The sequence below is a fragment of the Reticulibacter mediterranei genome, from assembly GCF_016587455.1.
The window spans coordinates 1,874,829-1,893,302 of the sequence record NZ_BNJK01000002.1; the positions used below are offsets into that span (position 1 = coordinate 1,874,829).

Below are 18,474 nucleotides of genomic sequence, written 5' to 3' on the forward strand. Positions count from 1 at the left end.
ATTCTCCCCATCCGTAGCGACAAGGGGAGGCGTGAGGGGTTGTGGGGGCCTTGCACTTGTCGCTGTTGGGGTCACTGGAACCGGGAAACAGACAAGCGAGGGCGACAAGCGCAAGGCCCCCATGTCCTCTTCCCGCCTCCCCTTGTCGCTACGGGTGACTCAACATTCTCTGCCTATATTCATTCCCCCACCACTTGCCGGATGCGCCAATTATTCAATATCATCTTTTGCTCTGGTCTAATGGAAAAGCTCTGGATGCTGCACTTTAAAAAGATTCATTCCAAAGGAGAACACAAATTGAGGCAACCATACACACCTGTTATTCCGATGATGGTGATTCGGGCAACTGCGGATGAAATGATCGCGTTGGGGTGGGTGATTACTCATTATTTGCAGTATCTTGAGCGAAGCGCGCAAAGAGCGCAGGAGCATCGCGAGTTGATCGGGCTGTTGCGCGGGTTTCAAGAGCGAGTGGTCAAGCCTGGGGTGACTCAGTGGGAAGGGCAACGATGAGCGAGCAACAACCAGCGCCCAACAAGCCAACCTATCGCGAGTTATGGTATGACGTGGGCGGAACGCTGCTCGATATCTGGGAGGATACAACCCAATTGGACGCCGAAAGCCTGTGTGGTCTCTGGAATCATTTGCCAGTGCCACGCTATATGGCCGAGCGAGCCATCAACGAATACAACCAGTTTTTCAAGACCAATTATACTCTCGATCAAGTCAATATCCCAACATTAGAGGCGCTTGGTTATGGGAGGCAGTTTCATGTACATGAGGGCGAGGGAACGCTGAGGGTCAGTTGGGTATGGGTGAAGCTCTGATGGGTATTTTCCCGTCGTAGTCGAGTGATTTATCTTGCAAGCCCGAAATGCGCGATAAATCGCTCGACTACGACAGAATGGGGAATCCCTATTGGATCTCGAAGGGGCCGATATCAATCCCTTTGCCCTTTGGTCGATCCTGTCCGTTATAATCGGTGCCCGGTGCCCCCAGATTCGTTCCTTGATCGACCGTGATGTCGGTCATCATAGCCTGGGGCTGGAAGACGAGCGTATTTTTGATGGTCTCTAGCGATGGCTGGTAACTCTTGGCGATCGTGTTTTTATCCTTGCTGCCGGCAGCCGAGGGCCACTCATAGTCTTCATCTCCGAAAGGGGCTTTGCCGTTGCCGGAGACGATATTGTTGACAAACTGATTATGTCCCAGCACCCCCTTGCGTTCGCGTACACCTAGGAGGGCATTATTGACGATGATATTATTGACGACGATGAAGTTATCGCCCTTCTTCCCGCCGGTGTTGCCAGTATCGGTGCCAATACTGATCCCATGCTCTTTGTTGTTAAAGGTCAGGTTGTTGGCAACGATGGTATCGGTAGCCGCGTGCCAGAGATTGATGCCAACACCTGCGTTATCGTAGGCGATATTGTTATAAATATGGCCTCGCGCATTGGAGTGGTAAATCGCGTGGACGTATTGGCACATCTTGGGATAGCTTGAGCCGATGTTGTGAACGACGTTGCCGATGATATCGTTATCGTGCGCTTTGTAATTTCCATCGGTCATGCCAGAGCCGCCAGTGGAGTCGCATTTGCCGGGGATATCGTGAATGTTGTTGCCAATCGTACGGATAAACGATCCCATATTCACGATTCCGTCGCGGCTCCCTGAGCTACTGATATCAAAACCAACAATATCGATATAGTCGGCGCGTGTGGTCCAGGGAACGTCGCTGTTGCTGGTGTGGATTTTGGCTCCCCACTGGGTGCTGGAGTAAAAAGAGATCCGCTGATCCTCGTCGCCACTTTTCTTGATCGTGATCGACTCATTGTAGGTGCCGGGCAGCACATAGACGACCGTGCCAGGACTCACCTTCTGAGCCGCATGTCCAATGGTGGCGAAGGGATGATCCTTTGTGCCATTATTGCTATCGCTTCCAGAAGGCGAGACGTAGAGCGATTTGCTATCGGCAGGGGGAGTGAAGACCGTAGAAATACCAGGTGTGAGCGCGACTGATGGCGTTCCTGAAGCAGTTGGTGTTGCTGTCGTATTGCTTTGTTGGGTCGAGGTGGCTGTTGGGGTCAAAGATTTTGGAGTTGACGTTGGCGTTTTGCGGGGAGCGTGGAAATCGATCCCCCGATGTCTGGTCGGTGTTGCGCGTCCTCGAAACCATCCTTCTACCGGTTGACTCTGCTCTAACAGCGTCAATGGTATGACCGCAACGACAATGAAAAGCAAGATGCCACCAATCAAATATTGTAGCTTTGGGCGATGCATGTTTCTCCTTCTCTTCCTTCTTCTCGTGTATCGGTGGTATGTATCTGTCTATCTATCTCAAGTTTCAGTGGTTTGCTATCTGGTGATCTACATCTTTTTGGTTTATAGGACCTCAATGTGTGTCATGGCTATGATAATCAACGGGTAGACTCAGCAGCAACGTTTCTGCGAAAGAATGAGGCATTAGTCCTACTTTTTGCCGGGTTTTGTAAAAATATTAACCTTGCTCGTACGAGCAGGGTGGGTAGCTGACGCCTTCTTATGTACATGCTAAGAAGGCGTCATGAATAGTTTTAGCTTTGTTGATGGACTTGCTGTTCACGAGGTGACGATAATCGTCGCCTTCATGTAAGGATGAACGGTACAGTGATACATAAAAGCTCCTGCCGTCGTAAAGGTAAACCGAAATGTCTGTTTTTCCGCGAGGGTGCCGTGTGTCTGAAAAGCACCCGTGTTACTGGTGACGGTATGAGAGGCATCAGACATATTAGTCCAGAGTACCTGCGACCCTTTTTTGATGGTGAGCGTTGTAGGGTCAAACATGTACTTGTCATTGACCTCAACGATCTTCACCGTACTGACGGTCTGGGCAGGAGCCGCTCCCGCTGGTGTCGTATGTGTGCCTCCTACACAAGCAGCAAGACTAAGCAGGACTGCTGTGGTCAAGGCAAGGACGCACCAGAGCCATCTCAGATGCCTAAAGGACAAGGATAGAACTGTGCTCATAAAGAAAGCCTCCCCACGTGTATGACGGTTTCGTTGACGACGACTTCCCTGTCTATCCTGAAGTCCTCTCAATTACTACGTAGGGAGGTTACATGTATTATTGATGAGTGCAGCTTTTATCAGTTTTTATGTGAATTGCCGATAAATATGAATCCCGCAAGTATCTCTAAAGATAGAAATAGAGTAGTCTATGCGAATAATCGTTAAATACCTTGATGAATACTTATTTCATGTCGAGAGCACAAGCGGCAAGCGAACGGTGAAACAGGTGCCTTGCCCCACCTGACTGTTCACGACAACTGATCCGCCGTGCGCATGGATGATCCATTCGACAATAGAGAGGCCCAGCCCGCTATTGCTGCCTCCGGTTTCTCGGCGCATGGGATCGGCCCGATAGAAACGCTCAAAGATATGGGGTAGATGCTCCGGGGCAATGCCGATGCCGGTATCACGAACGATCAGGCACGCTTCCGATGCGGTCTGCTTGACGGAGACACAGACCTGTCCTCCTGGATTCGTGTAGCGGATGGCGTTATCAAGCAGGTTCATTACCACCTGGATGAGTCGCGCCTCGTCTCCCAGCAGTGCGACCTCATGGGGAATCTGGACCTCTAACTGGATGTCGCGTTCTGCCGCGAGTTGATCGAGGGTTGCGGCTACCGTTTCCACGAGCTGGTCAAACTGCACCGTTTCCTGTTCAAAGCGTGTCTGTCCCTCATCGCCACGTGCCAGCGTTAACAGGTCGGTCAACAGCAGCGTCAACCGCTCGGTTTCTGTACGGATCTCGCTCAAGGCCACTACAGTTTCGTCAAGCTGGGGCGGTTCTAGCAGGGCAACCCCGGCAGTATTGCGGATCACGGCTACCGGTGTGCGCAATTCATGGGAGGCATCGGCAACAAAGCGGCGCTGCCGGGCGAAGGCTTGTTCCAGCGACTCCAGCATCTCATTGAGGGTCAGGGCCAGATATTGCACTTCATCGCGAATCGGCGGCACCGGAACCCGGCTTTTCAGATCTCCGGCTTTAATCTTGCGTGCTGTTTGCGCCAGCCGTTGGATTGGCGCAAACGAATACCCGGCCAGCCAGTAACTTACCGCCGCGCAGCAGGCCAGCACCAGTGTACCCACTACGAGCAGAGCTGCGACGAGTTGATGAAGTAAGGTGTGCAGATTCTCTAACGATTCCCCTACCTGAATGAGGGCAATCGTCTTGCCTGCAACTCGTAGCGCGCGGCTATCGATGCGTATCTCCTCGTGGTGCCGGGTTTTGATCGTTCCCTGCCAGGGCGTGCCTGCCTGTGGCTGGGTGATGCTCTCAGCTGGCACTGATAACGTCCGAAAGGCGGGCGTCTGAGCGATCAGGTGACCCTGTGCATCTAGCAGACGAACCAGCGCACCAGCATTGACATCGACCGATTGAATAGGGGAGGACGAAGGAGGCGTGCCAAAGCCCGGCAGATCGCCGGTCACATTGTGCAGACTCACAGTGCCATGACTGATTACGGCTCCGGCAGCGATCTGTTGCGCTCGCAGTTGCAGATCGGTATCAACGCCGGCTTCCAGCGAGTGCTCAAGATATTGATAGAACACCGCTCCAGTGAGCACAAGCAGCACGGTAAAGGCTGCGGTATACCAGACAACCATTTGCCAGCGCAGGCTTAATGATATCTTGCGGTACAGCATTGTGAAGATGGCAACAAGATGCTTCATAGGGCGGACTCCTTCAACTGATACCCCGAACCGCGAATGGTCTGGATTACATTGGGTTCGCCCGCTGCACAGAGTTTATTCCTCAGATAGCGCACATAAACCTCAATGACATTAGAAAGCTGCTCAGCATCATAATCCCAGACATGCTCGGCAATGGTGGTTCGGCTCAAGACCTGACGTGGATTGCGCATGAAGAAGTGCAGCAACGCGTATTCCTTGCTGGAGAGCACAATCGTCCGTTCCCCGCGTTGCACTTCATGAGTGCGGGTATCGAGCGTAATATTGGCAAAGTGCAACGTTGAGGTCTTGGGCGTCCCTTCCCTGCGCAAGAGGGCGCGCACCCGTGCCTCTAGCTCCCGGAAGTCAAACGGTTTTGTCAGATAATCATCCGCCCCCAGATCGAGCCCCTCGATACGATCCTCCACACTTCCCAGGGCTGTGAGAAACAAAATAGGGACAGTCTGGTGCATTTCGCGCAGTTTACGGCACACTTCGCGCCCGGAAAGCCCTGGCAGCAGGATATCTAAAATGATCAGATCGTAAGGAACGTCGCGTTCGTGTGCGAGTGCTTCCTCTCCGCTCTTCACCAGATCGACCAGATAATGACAGCGTTCGAGACCTTTTTTCAGTTGTGGACCCAGCTTGGGGTGATCTTCTACTACCAGGAGACGCATTCCATACCTCCTACTTTGCTTGAGTCTCTCCATTCAGCGTTGTTTTTCATGAACTTTAACGAACGAACCTGGTGAATCCTCCTTTCGTAGTCGCGCGATGTATCGCGCTGGTGGTCATCAACGCAGGTGGGAAGCGGGACGAGCGCGATACATCGCGCGACTACGAAAGGAGGATTCCCGATTTTGATTGTGAAAAATCATCTATCTGCTAGTGTACCTCACCAAAGATGAGTAGCAGATGAGAATCTGCCCTTACCGTTTATGAATGAGCAGATAAAATAGTGTCAAACTCATGCCAGTGTGCTTCATAGCCTGGGAGAAGCGAAGGCAGTTGTGCCACATACACTGGCGATACTTTTTGCGTCCCATATGAGAGATAATTTTGTTGCCTAACAAAGCAAGCTGTGTTCTCCTTGCTGAGTTATATGTGTTAGGCAACACGACGTGCCTTTTGCCTTTACCACACTCACCTGTGGCGAATCATGTGGGCAATCATCTGAATGGATGAAGCCCTCCTGCTTTGTGCGGACTATACTTCTGACAGGGAAAGTGAAACAAGTGAAAGAGGTAAAATAGCAATGAAAAGGCCGTTTGAAGTGGATTCAGTGGAGTACCCCTTCGAGGACCGCTGGCTTCCATATCGTGATGGATACATTCATTACATTGACGAAGGAGAAGGGCCGACGATTCTTCTCCTTCACGGGAATCCCACATGGTCGTATCTCTATCGGAATATTATCAAGGAGTTGCGCGATGAGTGTCGTCTTATCGCTTTGGATTACCCTGGATTTGGGATGTCAAAAGCGTCCTCTCCCTATGGTTTTACGCCACAGGAGCAAGCGGATGCGGTCGCGGATTTTATTGGACGCTTGAATCTCAAGCATGTTGTTTTAGTCGTCCAGGATTGGGGAGGGCCTATTGGCTTCCACTATGCAGTCCGGCACCGGGAAAACCTGCGCGGCATCGTCGTCATGAACACCTGGGCCTGGCCCGCGACCTTGCTGCCCGTGAAGCTATTTTCCCTGGCAATGGGGGGATGGCCCCTGGGGTACTGGCTTCAGACACAGCGCAACTTTTTCGCTAAAGTCATTGTCCCAACTGGGATCTATCATGCTGAAAAAGTGACGGAAAGCTTGAGAAAAGCTTATATTGATCCATTCCCGACTCCAAACTCACGGATACCGACCTGGGTTTTCCCCAGGCAGATTCGCAAAGCGCGGTCGTGGCTCGCGGACATTGAAGCAAAACTGCCGCTGCTCTCTGATGTACCCGCACACTTGCTCTGGGGGACGAAAGATAGCGCCGGCTTTCCACTTGAAGTGCTGGAAAAATGGCAGAGCTATCTTAAAATGAACGAAACGGAATTGCTGGATGATGCCTCTCACTACCTGCAAGAGGATCGGCCAGATCGAGTGGTAGCAGCTATCCAAAGAGTCCTTGAGAGAACGAGCATCGCAAACTCCGAATTGACACGCGAACAGGCAGAGTGAGAGAGAGGATCGAGCCGCAAACAATGAGCAAATTTACACCAGAAGAAATAGTCTATTTCCAGAGCCAGCACTTCGGCAGGTTGGCAACCGTCAGCCCAAAAGGTGAACTGCATATAGCGACTGTGACCTTTGATTACAATGCGCTTGAAGACAGTATCGATATTAGCGGATATAACATGACAGCAACAAAGAAGTATCGTGACGCGATCAGTCATGGACGCGTGGCCTTCCTGATAGACGACATTTTACCATCCGGGCAAGCACGTGTCGTTGAAATACGTGGAAGGGCTGAGGCTGTGCCAGGGAGTGGAAACGAGATCAAGACGATGTACACACGTGAGCTTTTGCGCATCAGGCCCATGCGTATCGTCACATTTGGTTTGGATGATACCAGTACTTTGCAGGATAGGATAAGAGGGATCTTTTCCAGTCGTAATGTGGAATAGAGCTGATCAGTTCCCGAAATACGCAAAGGGATTTGAACTGAGGATCTCCCTGATCTGCATATGATAAATGCCTCTCTTTGACCCTGCGTTCTCAATCACGAAAAATGCTCGGCGGAATATCTGGCAAATGACACTGTTCTCAGCATTTTCTCATCAGGAGCCTCTATCGTAAAGCCTGGGTCTGTTCACACGCTAGACAAACACGAGAGAGGAAATGAAAAGATAATGTCACTCACATGGATACAAACGCTGGTGCTGGCTCTCTTACAGGGAGTTACCGAGCTGTTTCCAATTAGTAGTCTGGGCCATACGGTCGTCATTCCGGGGCTGCTGGGCTGGACAGAGCTGGTGCAGAGTCCACAGTTTTTGCCGATTGTTGTTGCCTTCCATCTTGGAACAAGTATCGCGCTGGTTGTCTACTTCTGGCGCGATTGGTGGCGAGTGCTTCTGATGTTGGGAAGCAGCGTCAGGCAGGGGAAGGTCAGGCAGGGAGACGCGTCCTGGGTTGGCTGGCTGGTTATCATTGGCTGTATCCCTGGAGGGATTCTAGGCGTCTTGTTGAAAAAGCCGGTTGAGCATCTGTTTTCCTCACCACTGATCGCGGCGGTTTTTCTGATTGTGAATGGCTCTCTGCTCCTGCTAGGAGAGGCCCTGCGCAACCAGAGCTTCACCTTGATGCGTTCGCGCAAAGCCAGCATCTCAGAACCGTCTTTTTCTCAGCCTGGGTTGCCTCCAGCAAAACATGCCGCTTCGGGGCTGAACGCCCTTCGTGCGCTTTCCGATCTTTCCTGGAAGGAGGCGCTGATTATCGGGCTGGGCCAGTCTCTCGCCCTCATCCCAGGGATTTCACGCTCCGGGGCGACGATGGTAGCGGCTCTGGGCGTCGGTCTTTCCCATGAAGATGCCGCCCATTATACCTTCTTGTTGGGGACGCCCTTAATCGCTGGTGCCGCTCTGTTAGAACTCCCCGAACTCGCGGGTGCTTCTAGCGCGACCCTGGTGTTGGTGATTGTGGGGATGGTTCTTTCCGGTGTGGCGGCTTACCTGAGCACCAGATTTTTGATGCGTTACTTTGAAACCGGGCGCTTGCACCCCTTCGCCTATTATTGCTGGGGGATCGGAGGGATCTCGCTGATCCTGTTCTTGCTGGGAGTTGGAGCGCGGTAAGTACGCTCGTATATCTGCGTATGCCTGGACGACAAGTTTTCCCTCTTTTGACCAGCCAGTAGGAGAACTGCTCCTCCTACCGACCAGTCGAGCACCTCAATAGGCAGCATGCCTCTATTGCAAGAAACGGCCCATAAATGGTTGCCGTTCTAGCGAGAGCCGACATAAATGGTTTCGACTAGAATACCATACAGGTCATCGCGGACAAAAACATACTGTGGGCTGGCTGGATCGAGCAACTGTTTGAGGGTAGAGATGTCTTGGGTCGTCAGCGGGCTCTTCTGCCCTGGATTATTGGGATTGCTGTTTAACCAGCCGCTCAACCAGGCCGCTAAATAGTCCTTTTGATCCGCTTCAAGGGGGGAAGCAAACTCGTGCAAAAAGCTCCTGGGCATAACCGAGTGCAACCCTACTTCGCGCAACATGTGGCTCCAGCCATAAGGATAAGCAACCGCGTTTGGTAGAGAACCGCGCCAGTCGGCGAATCGTTGTACGTGTGCGGCCTCTAGCCGGGCTTCCAAACCCGGATCGCCCAGACCTACGTCAAAGGGGAGGAATTGTGGGGACAGTCCGCCTTCGCGCAGCACAACACGCCCACCCGGTCGTACTACTCGTGCGAGTTCGCGTACTCCAGCAACCTGATCGCGCAGACCGTGAATAACGCGGCTACACCAGACGAGATCAAACGTGTCATCCTCAAATGGCAGATGCAATACGTCAGCCTCCTGAAATTGTATCTGACCAGCCACGTTCGGGTCTTTTTCCTGGCTCCGGTTAAACTCGATCAATTGAGGATTGGCATCCAGTCCAATCACTTCTCCATCTGACCCGACTGCCTGAGCCAGTAGTCGGGTCACGCCGCCGCCACCACACCCGGCATCCAGCACCCGGCTGCCCGGCGTGATCTGGAGCCACGTGACAATGCGTTTATCGAGTGGTGCAAAAAAACGGTCGGAGAGCGTGAGGAACGTTGACGTTCCCGTGTGTTTGTGATTGTGCGGATCGTTTTGATTCGCTGTGTGTCGAGGTGTCTTCTCAGAACTCATATCTGATGTGTCCTTTCTTGCTTGACGATTATTCACCTGTATATGCCCGATGCTAAGTGGTAAGAACCAATGCACATCTTCCTTGAATTAGAGATATTATAGATTCCCATTATCTATAATAAACCTAAAAAAAATGAGCGAAAGGTATTTGTCTGGACTGAAGCTCCCTTTGGTCGAAGTCTTTCATCAGATCATCCAGTTTTTGCTCCTATTGGCATAGCTTATGAATGCTTCAAACATTCCCTTGCTATTATAGACTGGATATATCTATAATAGCGAAAGAAGAGCAGCCTGTCAAGCTTGCCATAAAACGTGAGTTTTGCAGCAGTGTCCATATTCAAAGCTGCCCACACTCTCTAGTACAATCATCGCAATGATGAAGGAAAGAACCAATGAGTATATCATCAGATCTGCGTCAGACGGTGCATCAATTGATGCCGACAGCTATCGAAAACCTGAAGCAATTGGTTAGTATCCCCTCGATAGCGACAGAGGGCTACCCGGATGAAAAGGTGCTCGAAGCTGCTCATACCACCGAAGAACTCCTGCGAGCGGCAGGCTTCCAGCACGTTCGTCTACTCTCACCAGATGGAGGACGGCCCGCTATTTATGGAGAAATTCCCGGCCCACCAGATACACCAACGGTCTTACTCTACGCTCACTACGACGTGCAACCGTCTGGTCCCATCGAGGAATGGAGCACGCCGCCGTTTGAGCCAGCAGAGCGCGATGGGCGGCTGTATGGTCGTGGCGCTGCTGACGATAAGTCTGGAATTGTTGCGCATCTCGCCACGATTCGGGCTTTTAAAGAGGGCACTGGGAAACTTCCGGTTGGAATCAAAATTGTGATAGAGGGGGATGAAGAATTTGACAGCAGCCTGGCCTCCTATATCCCACAGCATCCCGATCTCTTTAAAGCTGATGTCGTCGTCATCGCCGATCATGGCAGTATCACCGTTGGAGAGCCGACGCTGACGACTTCGTTGCGTGGTTCTGCTGCGCTGACAGTAGAGGTTAGAACTCTCCGAGCGAAACAACATAATGGCGTCTTTGGAGGGCCAGTCCCTGATGCTTTCATTGCCCTGTGCAAGATGATTGCCTCCCTGCATGATGAACATGGTCGTGTCCAGATTCCTGGCCTGGAGCCGAGCGAGTGGCAAGGGGCAGATGTCCCGGAAGAAGCCTTCCGTCGCGCTGCGAGTCTTCTTCCCACCGCCAATCTTCTTGGTGGCGAGAGATCGCTCAGCGCCCAGCTCTGGGCCGGATATTCTCTCAACGTCATTGCAGTCGATATGCCAGCGATAGAAGGCGCGGCCAATTCACTCATCGATGTCGCACGAGCGCGTATCAATCTACGCGTTCCATCAGATCAGGATGCAGAGCGAGCAGTAGCGATACTCAAAGAGCATCTCGTCAACATCACTCCCTGGAATGCTACTCTTGTCATCACGGATAGCCACACTTGTAGCGGCTTCGTGGCAAAAACGGATGGCCCTGGATACAGAGCTGCTCGTCAGGCTCTTCGAGAGGCGTACAACGTGGAACCACAGGACATTGGAGATGGTGCTTCAATTCCGCTTACCAATGTCCTGAGCCAGCAATTCCCAGAGGCGGAAATTCTCATCTGGGGAGCGGAAGATCTCGCCGCCGGGATTCATGGTCCAGATGAAAGCGTTGACCTGAAAGAATTAGAGCGAATCGTGCTGGCACAGGCGCTGTTTTTGCAGCAGTTAGCGCAAAGGTAAATAGCAGGGTTCGCTTGCATCACCTCCAGGACAAGTCCACTCAAGGACAGGCATGCTACTGTGAAGCACCCCTGTCCTTGAGAGTCCTGGTTGGTTGAGAGTGCTATGAGACCTCTTTTTGATGCGGCATGTGAGATGGATGACCCCTTTGCCTTGGTACAGCTTTGCCGTTCCATACAAGACATCCGCCTCTCCCCAGGGTATGATTCCTGCACAAAGAATCATGACAATGGTTTGTTCATGGGCGAAAGGAAGAAAAGAGATGAAAATGAAGCTTGAACTTGTGCAGATACCGGTTACTGATATTGATCGCGCCAAAGCGTTTTACGTGGAAAAGATGAGATTTGATGCAGATGTTGATGTTCAGCCGAACGAGACGATGAGAATTGTCCAACTCACCCCGCCCGGTTCGGCTTGCTCGATCGGCCTTTGGGCTGGTCTGCCCGCTACGGAGATGCAGCCGGGATCGGTCAAGGGGCTTCATCTGGTTGTCGGAGACATCAAAGCGGCACGCGAAGAACTCATGGGTCGCGGCGTTCTCGTCGGTCAGATCGATGAACTTGACCAGGGCGTGAAGTATGCAGCCTTCAGCGATCCCGATGGCAATAGTTGGACCTTACAGGAAATGCCCTGGAGGGCTTCTGACTTTTCTGATAAGGGAAACTGAGTATATGTCACATTTCCTGTGAAGGCTGCGATGAGAGATGAGAGGGCGTGCTAGGCGATAAACTCCTGTGCGAAACGCCGGAGCGTATCGAGGTTCAGGGGTTCGGGAAGCCGGAAGATGAGTTCGTGTACGCCAGCTTCCTCGTACCCTGTGATCCGCTTGCGGATAGTGGCAGGGCTGCCAATCAGTGCATTCTCTCTCACAAACTCTCTTATTGCTTCAGGAACCTGTGCCAGCGCTTGCTCGTCGGTGTCCGCAAGTATAAAGGCCAGTCCCACAGTGTTGTGAATGCTCTCGTAGTCGCGCCCAACGTCTTTGCAGTGGCGTTTGAGGACCTCCAACTTCCGTCGAATCGTGGCGGGATCACCGGACAGGTTACAGGCATCACCATACTGCGCCACCAGTTTGAGCGTGACCTGTTCGCCACCTCCAGCAATCAGCAGCGGGATATGGGGCAACTGCACCCCTTTGGGCTGATTGATTGCGCCGCTCACCTGATAATGTTTCCCTTCAAATGTGGCTTCTTCCTGCGTCCACATGGCATGAAGAATCTGAACTGATTCACGTAACCGCTCGAAGAGCACAGGGTTTGGAGGATAGTCCTCGCCATAATAGGCACGCAACTGAGGTGCAAACGTAGGCGTTCCTGATCCGATTCCTAACGTAAGGCGACCATGACTGATGACATCGATGGTCGAGGCCATTTTCGCCAGCAGAGCAGGATGGCGAAAGAGGTTGTTTGTGGCCATCTGACCGATGCGCACACGGCTGGTATCGCGAGCAAGCGCTGCCGTTGTCGTCCAGCACTCAAAGAGAAACTCTTGCTCTGGCTGGGAAGCCTCAGGAGCACTCCAGGGCCACTGGTCAGGCCAGAAGGCATCAGAAGTCCAGATGGAATTGAAGCCAACTTCCTCGGCAGTTCGGACAACGTTCGTCATAGTTTCGTAGGCTTCTACAGGATCTTTAATCCCTGTCAGCTCTCTAACAAGGCCATGAGGCGCAGCAATACCAAACTTCATAAGATAAATCTCTTTTCTTTCACTTCTGTATAGTACACATATGAACTATATGACAAAAAACGAGAGCGCGTTCCAGTTGTGAAACCTCATTATTGATGCATCTCCGAAATCTTCCGGGGAGAGAGAAGGTTCTCCCTCATCCGTAGCGACAAGGGGAGGTGTGGAGGGGCTATGGGGGCCTTGCGCTTGTCGCGGTTGGGGGCTGAAACCGGGAAATAGAGAAACGATGTGGCGAGGGCGACAAGCGCAAGGCCCCCGCCAAGACCCCCAGGGCTTTCCAGTTCTCCGCTCAAAGGGGTGCAGGGTCTCCCTGCCGGGGTCTGGGGTGTCCCCAGTTTCCTTCCCTCCTTCGCGCGCCGCCGCAGGCGGCGCGCAAAAGAGAAGAAAAAAGGTTTTTTTCGGGGACACCCCGCACCCCGGCAAAGGGCTGCCGCCCTCTGCACTCCCGCTAGATGGGAGAATTGGAAAGCCCTGCCAAGACCCCCAGCACCCCTTGTCGCTACGGGTACACCCAACATCCTCTCTGCCTCATTCAATTGCCGGATGCATCAATTATCGCGCAACCACGAAACGAGGGCGATCTCAGCCAATTAGACGGCTCTTTTTGTTCATATGTGAAGTATATGCTATGATGTCTCCCGTGTCAAGCCAGGGAAAGTTCAGCCTGACCGTGTTCTCGGTGCAAATAGAAAACGCGATCAGGCTGAATGAGAGAAGAATTTCGCTCTTTCAAGCGGGGCGAGTGTCAATGTTTGCGTTGCAGCAGAACAGCGGGAACCTTACGCGTCATCTTCGCGGCAAGCTCAGCGAGAGCAGGTATTTTCTGTAACTGGATGTTGCCGAGACGGTCTGCTTCCTCGCCTTCAATGATGATGGCTCTGGCCTCGAACTTTTCAGCGCCAACCTCGACAGTGACATCGGGGTTAGCGACCAGATTGTGATACCAGGCGGGATTGGTTGCGGCCCCTCTATTCCCGGCGAAAACGTAGATCTGACCGCCTTCGAGCAGGTATACCAGCGGGCGAGTACGTTGTTGACCACTTTTTGCTCCCGTCGTCGTCAGCAGAAGCAGAGGGGCACCAGCTAATTGACCACTCATGTTGCCTCCGTTCGCCCGGAACTCTTCAATGACCTGACGATCCCACTCATTTACGTCTGTGATTTCAGTCAAGGAATCCTCCTTCTTGAGTTATCATTTCCTCTAATCGTTATCTGATTTCTTTCGTTGCCATCTAATAAGTTGAGAGAGGCCCATGTGAAGGGTCCACTTCAACTTATCCACCACCAGTGTATAATGAGGGGCAGGTTTTAACGAGAGAAGCGTTTATCCTGGTATTGGCGCTGCCCCTTTCCGATCACATCAATTGCCACATGTCTATGCAGCGATTGGAGACGACCAATACCAGGATTGTTTTTGGGGGAAGCTGATCAGGCTGTCCAGCATTCACATTTTTCTACTGTTCGAGCTTTTTCTGCACAAAATCGCAAAACGTTCGGATATGGTGCTCTTTGGGCACATACACCCCGCCTGAACGGTAGGCTCTTGAGGTCATCCCCTGCTGCGTCAGTTCGCAGACCTCCCAGTCTTGCCGGTTAATGAGGTCAAAAATCTCCACCGCATCGGTTGGATCGAAATCCTCTGCTGCCATCGTGTCTGGATGGAAGAGCCAATCGCACTCGACGCGTGTGCGGTCCGGCGCTTCTGGATAGACGGTGTGAATAAGCACATGGTCGCCAAGCAGATTCAATAAGACATTTGGTTCCAATACGATGCCATAGTAGAGGCGCTGCTCGTCGGGGCGCAGTCCTGGCAGCGGAGGATGTGAGGCTTTTCCGCTCAGCGAGAAGGCTTCCACGCCATCAGCCAGCGTTGCTGCCGAGCTATCTATATACGCCATCCCGCCCTTGTAGCCGGGCAAGAGCTGGCAGAGTTCAGGATGCATCGGCCCACAATGATAGCATTCCATGAAGTTTTCTAGCACCAGTTTCCAGTTGCAGTGAATATCGTAGGAGATCCGTTTGCCCAACTGTAATTCCCCAATCCCATATCGGGCAAAATCGCTCAGATCGCTAAATCGTTCCTGCACTGGTCCGTTGATCTGGCTGGCAATAGGGGCCGGATCATCGGAGAGGTTCAGCCAGATCAGTCCTTCCCAGACCTCCAACGCTACCCGATACAGACCAAATTCAGCACGCTCAAACCGTTCATCGTCGAGCACATTTGGGGCACCAATCAGTTGCCCGTCTAACCCATAGGTCCAGGCGTGATAGCGGCATTGGATCGAGCCTTTGAGCTGCCCCTTTGCCTCTGTACACAGGCGCGCGCCACGATGCCGACAGACGTTAAGAAATGCTTGCAGAATATGTTCCCGATTGCGGATGACAATGATGTTCTCCTGCCCAACGTTGACAAGCTGATAGGAGCCGGGATGGGCAATGGCATCGGCGCGTCCGACGCAGACCCACATCGTGCTAAATATGCGCTCCTGTTCTAATGCATACAATGCTGGATCATAGTAATAGCGCCCGGGAAGTGTGGAAACGAAAGGGGATTCAGAGCGTGTGCTGATAGTCATGGCAACTCCTCTTCCTGGTGGATAAGGGGACAGCGAAGATGAGCGCCGTTCTGCCGCTCATCTTCAGACTTCTGATTAGAAGCATATCATTACCCGTTCGCCAGCGTCCAATTCCCGACGCCAGGCGTGGTAAAATACAGGAAAACGGGGAGAAGAACACGGACAATAATGGCATGAGCGAGATTCCGCACCTCTCAACAAGTACGACTGCTTCTGACTTGCCAAGTACAAACTTGCTGAGTACAAAGCTGGCACTTCCGCGCCCTCGCCATTCTCTGGTGCCACGTGAAGAGCTCTTCTCACATCTTGATAGCGGCATGGATCATACCATTACGCTGCTCTCCGCGCCTGCCGGCTTTGGCAAAACGACGGTCGTGCGGGCATGGATTGCCGCTCGCAATGCGAATCAGGAGCAGTTTAAGGCGGCCTGGTTATCGTTGGATGGAGAAGATAACGACCCGGTTCGCTTCTGGCGGTATGTCATCGCAGCCTGTCAGTGCTTTGATACAACCATCGGCCAGTCGGCACTGGAATGGCTCAGCTCCACGCAGCCATTTCATTTTGATTATTCCTCTCGGATCTCCTTCGAGAGCGTTGTAACGGGGCTGCTCAACGGTCTGAACAGGATGGAAGCGCCATGCGTCCTCGTTATAGAAGATTATCACGTGATTGCTCTCTCCCACATCCATGAGATGTTTGCCTATTTTCTCGATCATCTTCCCGCAACCATCCACGTAATCCTCCTTTCACGCAGCGATCTCCCATTGCCGCTCGCGCATCTGCGGGCACAGGGGAACATGTTTGAGATACGAACAGCCGACCTACGCTTTTCTCTGGAAGAGACGCGCGCATTCTTGCAACAGCGCCTCCCGTTTCCACTTTCTGAGGAGATGGTTGAGCGTGTCTATGAACGAACAGAAGGTTGGGGAGCGGGACTGAACCTGCTCGTGCTCGCATTGCGTCGATACACAGACCATCAGGAACTAGAACGTTTTGTCGCAACACTTACGGGTCGCTATCGACCGCTTTTGGAGTATCTGGTCAGTGACGTACTCAATACGCAGCCAGAGCCGCTTCAACTGTTTTTGTTGCAAACAAGTGGACTCGCTCGTCTGACTGGATCGCTTTGTGATGCCGTCACAGGCCGCACCGATAGCGATCTCCTCATTGAACAGATCGAGCGAGCGAATCTTTTCCTGGAGCCACTTGATGGAGCAGGTGAATGGTATCGCTATCACTCGCTCTTTGCCGAGGCCATGCAGCATGAAGCCCTGCATCGACTTGGAACTGAGGGGCTGGGTGCATGTTTGCAACGGGCGAGCAACTGGTATGAGCAGGAGAACCAGCTCACCGATGCCGTTGAAACCGCGCTCAAAGCCAGGGATTTTACACGAGCTGCGATCCTGATCGAACGGCTCAGCGGATCAACATTTGAGCAGACTGCAAAAGAGTTTTATACGTTGCGGCGCTGGTTTGCGCAAATTCCTCTGGCTGTGCTACAAGGATTCTCTACGCTCTATCTGGCCTATATATCCGTTTGTCTCTTTGATCCAAGTGGACGCATCGCGACTGATCCCGAGCGAGTTGGCAAGATCGAAACCTTGCTCGATACAGCGGAACAATCATGGCGTGATGGCGAAAACGCATCTCAACTTGGCCCAATCTATGCCTTACGCGCTCTGCTTATCAGTTGGCAGGGAGATTTTAAGCGAGCAGGTACTTTTGCGAAGCAGGCACTCACCTATCTGGAAGAGAAAGAAGCCGATTGGCGCAGCCCATGCCTGAGCATTATCGGGGCAGAAGAACGCCTCTTTGGTTCGCTCGATGTTGCCTTGCGGCTGGCTCAAGAATCACTGAAACTCAATCGGCTAACGGGAGGAAATCCCTATGGGGATCGCGCCGTCAGGCTGGAGCTTGGCGAACTCTTTATTCAACAGGGAGAGCTACGACAGGCCGCAGAAACCTACCAGCAGATATATGCTGAAGCCGGTGCTGATCTTTTTGATCGCGCGAAATCGCTGCTCGGCCTGGCTCAACTCTCTTACGAAGGGAGCAGGCTGGATGTGGCCTTAGAGGAGGCGGAGGCGGCGCGCGATTTCGGGCTGCGCCTCTCTGATGAGGAGATCCAGATACGGGCCGCGCTTGTACTCGTAAAAGTACAATACGCTCGTGGAGATGTTGAACAGGCACACCTGCATATCGCCGAACTGGTTGCTCGTGCGCGCGGGTATCCCTCACCTTTTCTCTATCGCGAGATTTTGTACTGGCGGGCAAGATTGCATCTCAGGAGTGGAGACCTTGCGGCTGTTGAGCGCTGGCTGAATGAACGCTCCAGCGACAACGATATGATACCGCTCCCTCTACTCATACGGGAAGATGTCCTCGTGGCTCGTCGATTGCTTGTGCGTGGCGATAGACAAGAAGCGCAACAGTTCCTTGAACAATGCTTGAGTACGGCATCGCAGCACGGCTATACAGATTGTGTACTGGAGATCCGGGCGCTTCTAGCCCTGGCACACTTCCAGCAGAACAATCTCAGCGAGGCATGGCGTATCTTACAAGAGGTGTTGCCCCAGGCTCGCGCCAAAGGCTATCAACGGCTATTCCTGGATGAAGGGGAAGCCATGATGACGCTTTTGAGCACCTTTGAAGGCAGCCAGCAGAAGCAGCCCCGTGCATTGTCAGCAGCCGTTATTGAGCCATTGAGTACCCAGGAGCAGCGTGTGCTCCGCCTCTTTGTGGCTGGTCTCTCCAAGCCGGAGATTGCCAGCGAACTTGTCATCTCCACAAACACGGTCAAAACACACCTTCAGCGCATTTATCGCAAGCTCAACATCACCAGCCGCGCCGAAGCCCGCGAAGTTGTACGCCGTCTCCACCTGCTTTAACCGCTCCAGGGAGATTCACCCCCGCAATCATCCGAAACGGGCG

General features: G+C 52.6%; 16 protein-coding genes. 8 read left to right on the forward strand and 8 right to left on the reverse strand.

Annotated features, from left to right (window positions below; genetic code table 11):
- Positions 1–297: 297 nt before the first annotated feature.
- Positions 298–513: a hypothetical protein gene (locus K3T83_RS46675; RefSeq protein WP_220209997.1), complete on the forward strand. Its 216-nt coding sequence runs from the start codon at positions 298–300 to the stop codon at positions 511–513.
- Positions 510–827 carry a hypothetical protein gene (locus K3T83_RS46680; protein WP_220209998.1) on the forward strand — a complete coding sequence of 106 codons (318 nt, stop codon included), beginning with the start codon at positions 510–512 and terminating at the stop codon, positions 825–827. Before K3T83_RS46675 ends, K3T83_RS46680 begins: the two co-directional genes overlap by 4 nt.
- 88 nt (positions 828–915) lie before the next feature.
- Here K3T83_RS46680 and K3T83_RS46685 read toward each other — a convergent pair whose 3' ends face one another.
- From K3T83_RS46685 to K3T83_RS46700, 4 genes are all read right to left on the reverse strand, one after another.
- Positions 916–2,280: a right-handed parallel beta-helix repeat-containing protein gene (locus K3T83_RS46685; protein WP_220209999.1), complete on the reverse strand. Its 1,365-nt coding sequence runs from the start codon at positions 2,278–2,280 to the stop codon at positions 916–918.
- Between the two features lie 318 nt (positions 2,281–2,598).
- A complete protein-coding gene (locus K3T83_RS46690; RefSeq protein WP_220210000.1) occupies positions 2,599–3,006 on the reverse strand; it encodes a cupredoxin domain-containing protein in 408 nt (135 codons plus the stop codon).
- Positions 3,007–3,234: 228 nt separating this feature from the next.
- Entirely contained in the window at positions 3,235–4,713 is a 1,479-nt protein-coding gene (locus tag K3T83_RS46695) for a sensor histidine kinase (RefSeq protein WP_220210001.1), read from the reverse strand.
- On the reverse strand, positions 4,710–5,387 hold the full coding sequence (locus tag K3T83_RS46700; RefSeq protein ID WP_220210002.1) for a response regulator transcription factor: 678 nt from the start codon (positions 5,385–5,387) through the stop codon (positions 4,710–4,712). Before K3T83_RS46700 ends, K3T83_RS46695 begins: the two co-directional genes overlap by 4 nt.
- 578 nt (positions 5,388–5,965) lie before the next feature.
- Here K3T83_RS46700 and K3T83_RS46705 point away from each other — a divergent pair.
- From K3T83_RS46705 to K3T83_RS46715, 3 genes are all read left to right on the forward strand, one after another.
- On the forward strand, positions 5,966–6,877 hold the full coding sequence (locus K3T83_RS46705; RefSeq protein WP_220210003.1) for an alpha/beta fold hydrolase: 912 nt from the start codon (positions 5,966–5,968) through the stop codon (positions 6,875–6,877).
- Positions 6,878–6,900: 23 nt separating this feature from the next.
- Entirely contained in the window at positions 6,901–7,323 is a 423-nt protein-coding gene (locus K3T83_RS46710; protein WP_220210004.1) for a PPOX class F420-dependent oxidoreductase, read from the forward strand.
- Between the two features lie 225 nt (positions 7,324–7,548).
- Positions 7,549–8,490: an undecaprenyl-diphosphate phosphatase gene (locus K3T83_RS46715; RefSeq protein ID WP_220210005.1), complete on the forward strand. Its 942-nt coding sequence runs from the start codon at positions 7,549–7,551 to the stop codon at positions 8,488–8,490.
- Between the two features lie 149 nt (positions 8,491–8,639).
- On the opposite strand, the gene K3T83_RS46720 is transcribed toward K3T83_RS46715, so the two are convergent.
- Positions 8,640–9,536, reverse strand: a complete 897-nt coding sequence (locus K3T83_RS46720) for a class I SAM-dependent methyltransferase (RefSeq protein ID WP_220210006.1) — start codon at positions 9,534–9,536, stop codon at positions 8,640–8,642.
- Positions 9,537–9,928: 392 nt separating this feature from the next.
- On the opposite strand from K3T83_RS46720, the gene K3T83_RS46725 reads away from it, so the two are divergent.
- A complete protein-coding gene (locus tag K3T83_RS46725; protein ID WP_220210007.1) occupies positions 9,929–11,281 on the forward strand; it encodes a M20/M25/M40 family metallo-hydrolase in 1,353 nt (450 codons plus the stop codon).
- Positions 11,282–11,543: 262 nt separating this feature from the next.
- Positions 11,544–11,948, forward strand: coding sequence for a VOC family protein (locus K3T83_RS46730; RefSeq protein WP_220210008.1), 405 nt, complete (start codon positions 11,544–11,546; stop codon positions 11,946–11,948).
- Between the two features lie 50 nt (positions 11,949–11,998).
- On the opposite strand, the gene K3T83_RS46735 is transcribed toward K3T83_RS46730, so the two are convergent.
- The 3 genes from K3T83_RS46735 to K3T83_RS46745 all read right to left on the reverse strand — a co-directional run bounded on the left by K3T83_RS46735 (position 11,999) and on the right by K3T83_RS46745 (position 15,543).
- Positions 11,999–12,967, reverse strand: coding sequence for a TIGR03560 family F420-dependent LLM class oxidoreductase (locus K3T83_RS46735; protein ID WP_220210009.1), 969 nt, complete (start codon positions 12,965–12,967; stop codon positions 11,999–12,001).
- Positions 12,968–13,712: 745 nt separating this feature from the next.
- Positions 13,713–14,138 carry a nitroreductase/quinone reductase family protein gene (locus K3T83_RS46740; RefSeq protein WP_220210010.1) on the reverse strand — a complete coding sequence of 142 codons (426 nt, stop codon included), beginning with the start codon at positions 14,136–14,138 and terminating at the stop codon, positions 13,713–13,715.
- A 283-nt stretch (positions 14,139–14,421) separates the two neighbouring features.
- Entirely contained in the window at positions 14,422–15,543 is a 1,122-nt protein-coding gene (locus K3T83_RS46745; protein WP_220210011.1) for an aromatic ring-hydroxylating oxygenase subunit alpha, read from the reverse strand.
- A gap of 38 nt (positions 15,544–15,581) precedes the next feature.
- Between K3T83_RS46745 and K3T83_RS46750 the strand changes: the two genes are divergently transcribed.
- Positions 15,582–18,431 carry a winged helix-turn-helix domain-containing protein gene (locus K3T83_RS46750; protein ID WP_220210012.1) on the forward strand — a complete coding sequence of 950 codons (2,850 nt, stop codon included), beginning with the start codon at positions 15,582–15,584 and terminating at the stop codon, positions 18,429–18,431.
- The last annotated feature ends 43 nt before the right edge of the window (positions 18,432–18,474 follow it).

What these genes read in the sequence shown, in the direction of transcription:
- K3T83_RS46680 (WP_220209998.1), top strand. Translation starts at nt 510, where the DNA reads ATGAGCGAGCAACAACCAGCGCCCAACAAGCCAACCTATCGCGAGTTA.
- K3T83_RS46685 (WP_220209999.1), bottom strand. Translation starts at nt 2,280, where the DNA reads ATGCATCGCCCAAAGCTACAATATTTGATTGGTGGCATCTTGCTTTTC.
- K3T83_RS46690 (WP_220210000.1), bottom strand. Translation starts at nt 3,006, where the DNA reads ATGAGCACAGTTCTATCCTTGTCCTTTAGGCATCTGAGATGGCTCTGG.
- K3T83_RS46695 (WP_220210001.1), bottom strand. Translation starts at nt 4,713, where the DNA reads ATGAAGCATCTTGTTGCCATCTTCACAATGCTGTACCGCAAGATATCA.
- K3T83_RS46700 (WP_220210002.1), bottom strand. Translation starts at nt 5,387, where the DNA reads ATGCGTCTCCTGGTAGTAGAAGATCACCCCAAGCTGGGTCCACAACTG.
- K3T83_RS46705 (WP_220210003.1), top strand. Translation starts at nt 5,966, where the DNA reads ATGAAAAGGCCGTTTGAAGTGGATTCAGTGGAGTACCCCTTCGAGGAC.
- K3T83_RS46710 (WP_220210004.1), top strand. Translation starts at nt 6,901, where the DNA reads ATGAGCAAATTTACACCAGAAGAAATAGTCTATTTCCAGAGCCAGCAC.
- K3T83_RS46715 (WP_220210005.1), top strand. Translation starts at nt 7,549, where the DNA reads ATGTCACTCACATGGATACAAACGCTGGTGCTGGCTCTCTTACAGGGA.
- K3T83_RS46720 (WP_220210006.1), bottom strand. Translation starts at nt 9,536, where the DNA reads ATGAGTTCTGAGAAGACACCTCGACACACAGCGAATCAAAACGATCCG.
- K3T83_RS46725 (WP_220210007.1), top strand. Translation starts at nt 9,929, where the DNA reads ATGAGTATATCATCAGATCTGCGTCAGACGGTGCATCAATTGATGCCG.
- K3T83_RS46730 (WP_220210008.1), top strand. Translation starts at nt 11,544, where the DNA reads ATGAAAATGAAGCTTGAACTTGTGCAGATACCGGTTACTGATATTGAT.
- K3T83_RS46735 (WP_220210009.1), bottom strand. Translation starts at nt 12,967, where the DNA reads ATGAAGTTTGGTATTGCTGCGCCTCATGGCCTTGTTAGAGAGCTGACA.
- K3T83_RS46745 (WP_220210011.1), bottom strand. Translation starts at nt 15,543, where the DNA reads ATGACTATCAGCACACGCTCTGAATCCCCTTTCGTTTCCACACTTCCC.
- K3T83_RS46750 (WP_220210012.1), top strand. Translation starts at nt 15,582, where the DNA reads ATGAGCGCCGTTCTGCCGCTCATCTTCAGACTTCTGATTAGAAGCATA.